1 protein-coding gene is annotated in these 9311 nt (G+C 68.8%); it reads right to left on the bottom strand.

The genetic code is table 11. From position 1 onward, the window contains the following. Positions 1 to 4: 4 nt before the first annotated feature. On the bottom strand, positions 5 to 9286 hold the full coding sequence (locus ON44_RS38175) for a type I polyketide synthase (RefSeq protein WP_169338146.1): 9282 nt from the start codon (positions 9284 to 9286) through the stop codon (positions 5 to 7). Between the last annotated feature and the right edge of the window lie 25 nt (positions 9287 to 9311).

Below are 9311 nucleotides of genomic sequence, written 5' to 3'. Positions count from 1 at the left end.
TCCTCTATCTCGCCGTATTCGATGCCAGGGATGGCGATTCAGCACTCGTTCGCTCGGCGAGCCAGCGCCGTATCTCGGCCGCCGCCGCAGTCGAGGCCGAGCCGATAATCGAGAAATGATCCGCGTCGATCTCGACCCTCTGAGAGGTATGCAGCCACGCGGCGACCGGTTCGGCGAGATTCAACCCGGGCAGTTGGGTCGCGGCCCGCAGATCGAACGTCGGCGCGGCGATCGGCAACGGTTGCCGTTCGTCGAATATCTGCGCATACTTCGCCATCGCGATCAGGCCGTGATCGCTGATCTCGGTGATCGCACTGTCGAGTTCGAGCACCGCGCCGATCGCGCTGACCAGCACTTCGCGACTTTGTTCTGGATCGGCGGGCGAATAGGTGTCCAGCAATATCACCGCCGCGATCGCGCGGCCGTCGCTTTCCAGCCGATGCGCCAGTGCGTGCGCGATCGCACCACCCGCCGAATAGCCGACGAGTACGATCGGCCGCGCATCACCGACGTCCGCGACAGTCGCGGCCAGGCTGTCCAGCAATGCGTTCCAGGACGCGGGCATCAGCTCCCCCGGGCGGGTGCCCGGTAGACGCAGCGCCGAGACGGTATGGTCGGCGCCCAATTCGCGTGCCAGTCCGCCGAATTGGTGCGGCCCGGTACCGACTACGAACGACGGCACACAGATGATCGCCGGGCCGGATGCGCCCCTGCTCAGCGGTATCGGCGTGGGCCGGACGGGCAATTCGACTGCGGTGGCGAAGGTTTCGACGAGCATGGCGCTCTCTCGCAACATCGGCAATGCCGCACCGACCCGCCCGCGCCGGTGCGCGGCCAGTACGAGGTCGGTGAGCCCACCGCGCGTCCCGGATGTCCGGGGAGCCGCAGCCCCGGCCCGAACCGCTGTGGCGGATGCCTCGACAGCGGTGTCCAGGATTTCGGTCATCCGAGAACCGAGGTACTCGGCCAGGCCGCGTGCGGTCGGGTGATCGAAGACCAGCGTGGACGGTAAAGCCAACCCGGTGGCCTTGGTCAACCGGTTGCGGAACTCCACTCCCGCAAGAGAATCGAAACCCAGCTCGGTGAACGGAGCTGTCGGATCGATCATGTCCCCCGACCCGTGTCCGAGACTGGCGGCGACGTGCTCCAGGACGACGGCGAGCACCACCCCGGCACGCTCGGATTCCGGGGCCCCGGCCAGCCGCTGTGCCAGCGACTCCCCGCTCTCGGCGCGACGAGGCGCCGCGGTGACGAGCGAGCTGAGCGTTTTGGGCAACGCACCCGCGGCGGCCTGCGTCGCGAGGGCCGACATGTCGAAACGAACCCCGACGATCGCCGGGACACCGGCGGCCATGGCCGTGTCGAGCAGTGCCATGCCGTACCGATTATCGACCGGAACCAGGCCCTCTCGGCGCATTCTGGCGAAATCGGCGGCCGAGAGGGTGCCGGTCATACCGTCGGTGCCGCGCCATGGTCCCCACGCGACGGCCGTCGCGGGCAGGCCGTCGCGGTGCCGCCGCCGCGCCAGCGCGTCGAGGAACGCGTTCGCCGCCGCATAGTTGGCCTGGCCCGGGCTGCCGATCGTCCCCGCGAACGAGGAGTAGAGCACGAACATCGACAGATCCAGATCCTTGGTGGCCTCATGCAGATGCCAGGCCGCATCGACCTTGGGTCGCAGCACCGTTGCCAGCCGCTGCGGGGTCAAATCGGCGAGCAAACCGTCGGCCAGTACGCCCGCCGCGTGGACGACGCCGGTCAACGGATGTTCCGGCGCGATGGCCGACAACAATTCGTCCAGCGCCGTTCGGTCGGCGACATCGCAGGCGACCACGTCCACCTGCGCGCCCAGCGCGGTCAGCTCGGCCACCAGATCGGCCGCGCCCGGCGCGGCGGGACCGCGCCTACCCGCCAGCACAAGCCTGCGCACACCATATTCGGCGATCAGGTGCCGAGCGGCCACGGCGGCCAATCCGCCGGTGCCGCCGGTGATCAACACCGTGCCGTCGGGCCGAGGCGTCGAGACGATCGCCGACGCAGTGTCGGTGCGGCCGCGACTCAATCGCGGCACATACGAAATGCCCTGGCGCAACGCCACTTGTGATTCATCGGTGTCGGCCAGCGCCGCGGCGACGCCGATGCGGTAATCCGCCCAGCGGTCCACGTCCACGATCGCGATGCGCCCGGGGCTCTCGTGCTGGCCGCTGCGCAGCAGACCCCAAACGGCGGCGGCGCCGAGATCCACCGGCTCGTCCGCGTGCACGGCGACCGCGTTGTGGGTGACCACGACGACGCGCTCGTATCGCATCAGCAGGGTGCCGACGCGCGTCGTTACCTCGGCGAGCCGACTGTGCACGGATTCGGGCAGGTCGGCATCCTCGATCGCTTCCTGCAGCCGGATCACGGCGACCGAACTGCCTGCGACGGCCACAGTTTCGCCGTCGTCGGTGAATGCCCATTGCTCGTCGGTACCGACCGGCGCGGCGGGTGCCGTGACCCATCCAAGCTGGTACCCGCCGCGACCTGCCGCAGCGGCGCCCGCGGCGTCGAGCGCGGCGATCGGAATCGGGCGCATGGTCAGTGCCGCGACCTCGAGCACCGGCACACCACGGGAATCGGTGAGGGTCACCGCGATTCGCTGATTGTCCGACTCACTGGAATCCGGATCGGCCGCGCGCAGCCGGACCCGGACCGACCCGGCTCCGACCGCACGCAGATCCACGTTCTCCCACGAATACGGCACGACGATTTCGCCATCGGCGCCCGCTGCGGTCAATCCGGTGAACCGAATGGCGTGCAGTGCCGCGTCCAGCAGCGCCGGATGCACTCCGAACCGGCCGGCCGATGACTGCTCCGGCAGGTTCACCTCGGCGAAGACCTCACCGTCACCGCGCCAGAGCGCGGTGAGCCCTTGGAACAACGGTCCGTGCCCGTAGCCGCGCTCGACCAGATCGGGATAGAAGTCGCCGATATCCACCGGCTGCGCTCCAGCCGGTGGCCAGTTCGCCATCACCGAATCGGATGGAGCCGAATCCGGTTGCGCGACCAGGGTTCCGGTCGCATGACGAACCCATTCCGCCGATTCCGGCGCGCCGTCTCGTTGCGGACGCGAGTACACCGACACGACCCGCGCGCCGGTGGTATCCGGTCCGGCCGCCATGACCCGCAATTCCACCGCTCCGTTCGGCGGCACGATCAGCGGTGCCGTGACGACCAGTTCGGCCAAGCGCGGACTGCCCACCATCGCTGCGACGTGCAGTGCCAGTTCGATGAATCCGGTGCCCGGCAGCAGCACTGTCCCACCGATCACGTGATCGGCCAGCCAGGGGTGGCTGGACAACGACAGCCGTCCGGTCAGCGCCACCCCTTCGGAGTCCGGCAGCCATACCGCCGCACTCAACAGCGGGTGCGCCGCACTGTCCAGACCGGAGCCGCGGACGTCCCCGGCGTCGGGGGCAGCGGCCAGCCAATAGCGCTGATGTTGGAACGCATAGGTGGGCAAGGCGATTCGTCGCGTCGTACGCTCACCGAACAGTGACCGCCAGTCGACACCGCTGCCCGCGGTGTACACCTGGGCCAGGAAGGTCACCAACCGGACCACTTCGTCGGCGCTGCGGCGACTCGCCGCGCACACCAGTCGGGCGGCCGAAGTATCGGCATCGTCGTCCAGACACTGACGGATCATGGCTGTCAGCACGGCGTCGGGGCCGAACTCGAGGAAGCGCTGTACGCCGGTGTCGGCGAGCAACCGGATGCCGGGCGCGAACCGGACCGCGGCGCGCACCTGGCCGACCCAGTAGCTGGGGTCGGTGAATGCCTCGCCCATCGCGCCGGTCACATTCGACACGATCGGCAGCAACGGCGGCCGGTAGGTCACTCCCGCCGCCACGGAACGGAATTCGGCCAGCATGGGTTCCATCAGTGCCGAATGGAACGCGTGACTCACACGCAGTCGCGTCGTTGTGCGACCGGCGCTCGAGAACACCCGCTCGACGTCATCGACGGCGTGCGCGGCACCGGAGACCACCACCGAGTCGGGGCCGTTGATCGCCGCCAGCGACACCCGATCGCCGTAGTCCGCGAGTACCCGCACCGCCTCCGCTTCGGACACCGCGACCGCGAGCATCGCCCCGCCCCGGGGTAACGCACCCATCAACCGACCACGCGCCGCCACCAACGCGCACGCATCCTCGAGCGACCACACCCCGGCGACATAAGCCGCGACCAACTCGCCGATCGAATGTCCGATCAACACATCCGGTGACACACCGAACGACTCCACCAACCGGAACAACGCCACCTCGAACGCGAATAGCGCGGGCTGCGTCCACTCCGTCCGATCCAGCACGCCTTCGGGATCAGCGAACATCACTTCCCGCAACGACCCGCCCACGAGACGGTCGAACTCGGCGCACACTTCGTCCAAGGCCGAGGCGAATATCGGGAACGCCTGGTACAGCTGCGCACCCATACCGATCCGCTGTGCCCCCTGGCCGGTGAACACGAATGCCGTCCGACCCCCGACGGGTCCGCTGGCTACCGCCGACGCTGAACCGGACGAGAGGTCCGCCAATCCGGCGAGCAGTTGCTCGCGGTCCCGGCCGACGGCGACGCCGCGCCATTCCAACTGCGCCCGCGTATCGATCAACGACCGCGCCACACTCAGTGCATCGGCATCCGGATGGTCGAGCAGCCACGTCCGCAGCCGTTCCGCCTGGGCCCGCAAACCGGCCTCGGATTTCGCCGAAACCGGCCATGCCGCCACCTCGGCGTCCGGGGATACCGGCTCCCCGGAAGATACGTCCTCATGCCGGGTGAGCGCGGGGGCTTCCTCGACGATCACATGCGCGTTGGTGCCGCTGATGCCGAAGGACGAGACGCCCGCGCGGCGCACCCGCTCCCCCGCGCGCCACGGCTCCGCCTCGACCAGCAGCCGCACCGCGCCCGCGGACCAGTCCACATGCGGCGAGGGCGTATCCAAATGCAATGTCTTCGGCAACATCTCGTGCCGCAACGCCTGCACGATTTTGATCACGCCACCGACACCCGATGCGGCGACCGCGTGGCCGATATTCGATTTCAGCGAGCCGATCCGCAGCGGCTCGGCTCGATCCTGGCCATAGGCCGCGATCAATGCCTGCGCCTCGATCGGGTCACCCAGCGGGGTACCGGTCCCGTGCGCCTCCACGGCATCGATATCGGCGGGCTCCAACCCGGCGGCCGCCAGGGCCGACGCGATCACCCGCTCCTGGGACGGACCATTCGGTGCGGTCAGACCATTCGAGGCGCCGTCCTGATTCACCGCGGAACCCCGGATCACGGCGAGAACGTTGTGGCCCGCTCGCCGTGCGTCGGAAAGACGCTCGACGACCAGGACACCCACCCCCTCGGACCAACCGACACCGTCGGCGTCGGCGGAGAACGACTTGCATCGCCCATCGGGGGAAAGACCACGCTGACGTGCGAAGTCGACGTAGAGCTCCGGACTGCCCGAGATGGTGACGCCGACGGCCAGTGCCATCGACGTTTCGCCGTTGCGCAGGGCCTGACAGGCCAGGTGCAGCGCCACCAGTGACGACGAGCACGCCGTATCGACCGTCATGGCCGGTCCCTGCAGACCGAACACGTAGGCGATCCGGCCCGAGATCACGCTGTCCGAGTTGCCGGTCATCCGGAAACCCTCGTGCTCGCCGACCACCCGCTCGACATAGCCGGACGGGGTGGCGCCGACGAACACTCCGGTGTCGCCGCCGTGCAATGCCACCGGGTCGATCCCCGCGTCTTCCAAGGCCTCCCAGGCCGCCTCCAGGGACAGCCGCTGCTGTGGGTCCATGGCCGTGGCCTCACGCGGGCTGATGCCGAAGAAGCCCGCATCGAAAGCACTTACGTCGGTGAGGAATCCGCCTTCGCGGACATAGGTGGTACCCGGCTTGTCCGGGTCCGAGTCGAACAGGCGCTCGAGGTCCCAGCCACGGTCGGACGGGAAGGGCGTGATCGCGTCCGTCCCCGAGGCCACCAGTTCCCACAGCTGATCCGGCGATGCGACACCACCTGGGTAGCGGCAGCTCATCCCGACGATGGCGATCGGCTCGTCCGCCCGCGCTCGGCGGGCGCTGCGCTTCGGCCGGCGTTCGGTACTGGGCGCATCATCCAATTTGGACACGATGAACGTCGCAACGGCATGTGCGGAGGGGTAATCGAAGACCAGGGTGGAGGGCAGCGCCAGACCCGTGGCCTTGGTGAGCCGATTGCGGAACTCCACCCCGGCCAGTGAGTCGAAGCCGAGCTCGGTGAACGGAAGCGCCACATCGATCGCGGCATCGGAGGCGTGACCGAGCACGGCCGCCGCCTGTTCCCGGACTATCGCCAGGGCCACCTCGGCACGTTCGGCGGCCGACGCCGAGGCCAGCCTGCCCACCGGCGTGCCGGTCTGCCTGCGGGCGGGCGCTGCCGCGGTGACCAAGGGACTCAAGATCTTCGGCAGTGCACCGGCCTCGGCCTGCGCCGCCAATCCGGCCGAATCGAACTGTGCGCCGACCACTACGCCCGAGCCGGCCGTGAGTGCCGCGTCGAACAGCGCGAGGCCCTCGGCATCGGCGATGGGGCGAAAACCCAACCGCCGCAATCGCGCCAGTCCGGCCGCACCGAGTTCGCCGGTCATACCGCTACCCGCGTGCCACGGCCCCCAGGCCACCGCCACACCTGGCAGGCCCGCCTGACGCCGCAACCGGACCACCGCGTCCGCGAAGGCATTCGCCGCCGCGTAGTTACCCTGCCCGGGGGAACCCGCGACCCCAGCGACCGAGGAAAACACCACGAACGCGGACAATTCCGCGGCGCGGGTCAGGTCGTGCAACAGCCACGCCCCGTCCACCTTCGGTTCGAAGACGCGGTCCACCTGCTCTCCGGTCAATGTCTCGATGGTTCCGTCGTCTACAACACCTGCCGAATGGACGACGCCGGAGAGCGGGAACGCCGCGGGGATCGCGGCCAACACTGTCTCGAGAGCGGCGCGATCGGAGACATCGCAGGCCGCCACATCGACCTCGGCACCCAGCGCGGAGATCTCCGCGACGAGTTCCGCCACCCCCTCGGCAGCACGACCTCGCCGCGAGACCAGGAGCAGCCGGCGCACGCCGTGTTCGGCGACCAGGTGCCGCGCCACGAGCGCGCCCAACCCGCTGGTACCACCGGTCACCAGGACTGTCCCCGCGCCGAAGGACATCGCCGCCGCATCCGATGCGGGCTCGCGCCGCAACCGCGGCATCGACAAGCGACCGGATCGCACCGCCACCTGCGGTTCCCCCGTCGCCAGCACGGCCGACACCACCTCGGCGTCGATCTCGCCATCGCGGTCGAGCAGCACTATCCGGCCAGGGTGTTCCGCCTGGGCGCTGCGCACGAAACCGGCCACGGCGGCGGCCACCGGATCGGGTGACTCATCCGGCAGGCCAATCGCGTTGCGCGTCACCACAATCAGCCTGGTCTCGGCGAGCCGCGCGTCCGACAGCCACGAGCGCAACAACTCGATGGTCGCTTTCACCGATCGGCGACCCGCCTGCGCGACATCCGCACCGCCGGATTCGGCGGCGTCGACCAGCCAGACAGCCGCGTCCGCGACAACATCGGCGGCGGCGAGTTCGCCTACGCCCCCGACGTGATCGTCGATACCCGCCACGGTCTGGTCACCGAGTACCACCATCGACGACACCGGTGTCGACGACACCGGCGGCACGGACACCCACTCGACGCCATGGAGCACGGGCAGTGCGCCTCCGGCGCGCACCCGTGCCACGGTGCGGCGTTCGACCGGGTGCACCACAAGGGAATCCGCGCTCAGCACCGGTTCGCCCGTTACATCGACCACGTCCAGCCGAATCCGATAGCCGCCGGAACGCTCGGCGCGCACGCGGACCGGTCCCGAACCCGTCCGCGCCATCCGCACACCGGTGAACGACACCGGCAACGGCAACCTGCCCTCGGGAATGTCGTCCATCACGAAGTCGAGCGCGGGATGCAGGCACGCGTCGAACAACGCCGGATGAATGCCGAACCCGGCCACCTGCCCGGCTGCGGTCTCGTCCAGCGACACCTCCGCGAATACCTCGTCGCCGCGCCGCCACATCGCACGCACGCCGAGGAAGGCCGGGCCGTATTCGAGACCGAGATCGGCGATCCGCCGATACAGCTCCTGCTCGTCGATCTGCTCGGAATCCGCAGGCGGCCAGTCGGATTCATCCCAAATCGGGGGTGCACCCGCTGCGTCGGCGAGCACGCCACGGGCATGCGGCACCCATGCGTCAACCTGATCGGTGCGCTCGGTCCGGGAGAAGATCGTGAAATGTCTGCGCCCTTCCGGCTCGGCCTCGCCGACTGCGATCTGCAGATCGACCGGGTCCGCGCCGAGCGCCAGCGGAATATCCAGGGAGATCTCCTCGACGAGTCCGAGGCCCAGCCGGACCCCGATGGCCGAGGCCAATTCCAGATACGTCGTCGCCGGGACGACCGCGGTCCCGAAGACCTGGTGATCGGCGACCCACTGGTGCGCCGCGTCGGACAGCTTTCCGGTGAAGAGCCATTCGTCCTTGCTCGCCACCGGGACCGCATCCGTCAGAATCGGATGCTCCGAATTGCCGGACACCACTGAGCGATTCGGTTGCAGCCAGTAACGCTGGTGCTGAAAAGCATAGGTGGGCAAGGACACTCGAGCCGGAGACCGGTCGGCGAACAGCGGCGACCAGTCGACGTCGATGCCCGCGTTGTCGGCCTGCGCGAGGAAAGTCAGCACCTGCGTCACCTCGTCGACGCCGCGCCGGCCCGACGCGGCCACCAGCGACTTGGCTTCGATGTCGGCCGGCAGGCACTGACCGGTCATCGCCGTCAGCACGGCGTCGGGGCCCACTTCCAGGAATCGGCGAACACCCGAGTCCACCAGGGTATGCACGCCCTCGGCGAAACGAACCGTATCGCGCACGTGGCCGACCCAGTAGATCGGTTCGGCATGCGCCTCGCCCGCGACGACACCGAAGACGTTCGATACGACCGGCAGCAGCGCGGTGCGGTAGGTGAGCCCGACGGTGACGGCTTCGAGGTCCGGCAGCATCGGGTCCATCAACGCGGAATGGAAGGCGTGGCTGACCTGCAACCGCGACATCTTGATCTGCGCCGCGGCGAATGTCGCCGCCAATTCCGTGATGGCCGCCTCGGTGCCGGAGACCACGATCGAGGACGGCCCGTTCACCGCCGCGATCGATACTTTCTCGCCGAAAGGTGCGATGGACTCGGCCACCCGGTCTTCCGTGGTCGCCACGGCC

The organism is Nocardia vinacea NBRC 16497, assembly GCF_000308835.1.
Classification (GTDB): Bacteria; Actinomycetota; Actinomycetes; order Mycobacteriales; family Mycobacteriaceae; genus Nocardia; species Nocardia vinacea.
Note: the sequence above shows the minus strand (reverse complement) of the source record. Positions and strands in the feature narration are given on the sequence as shown.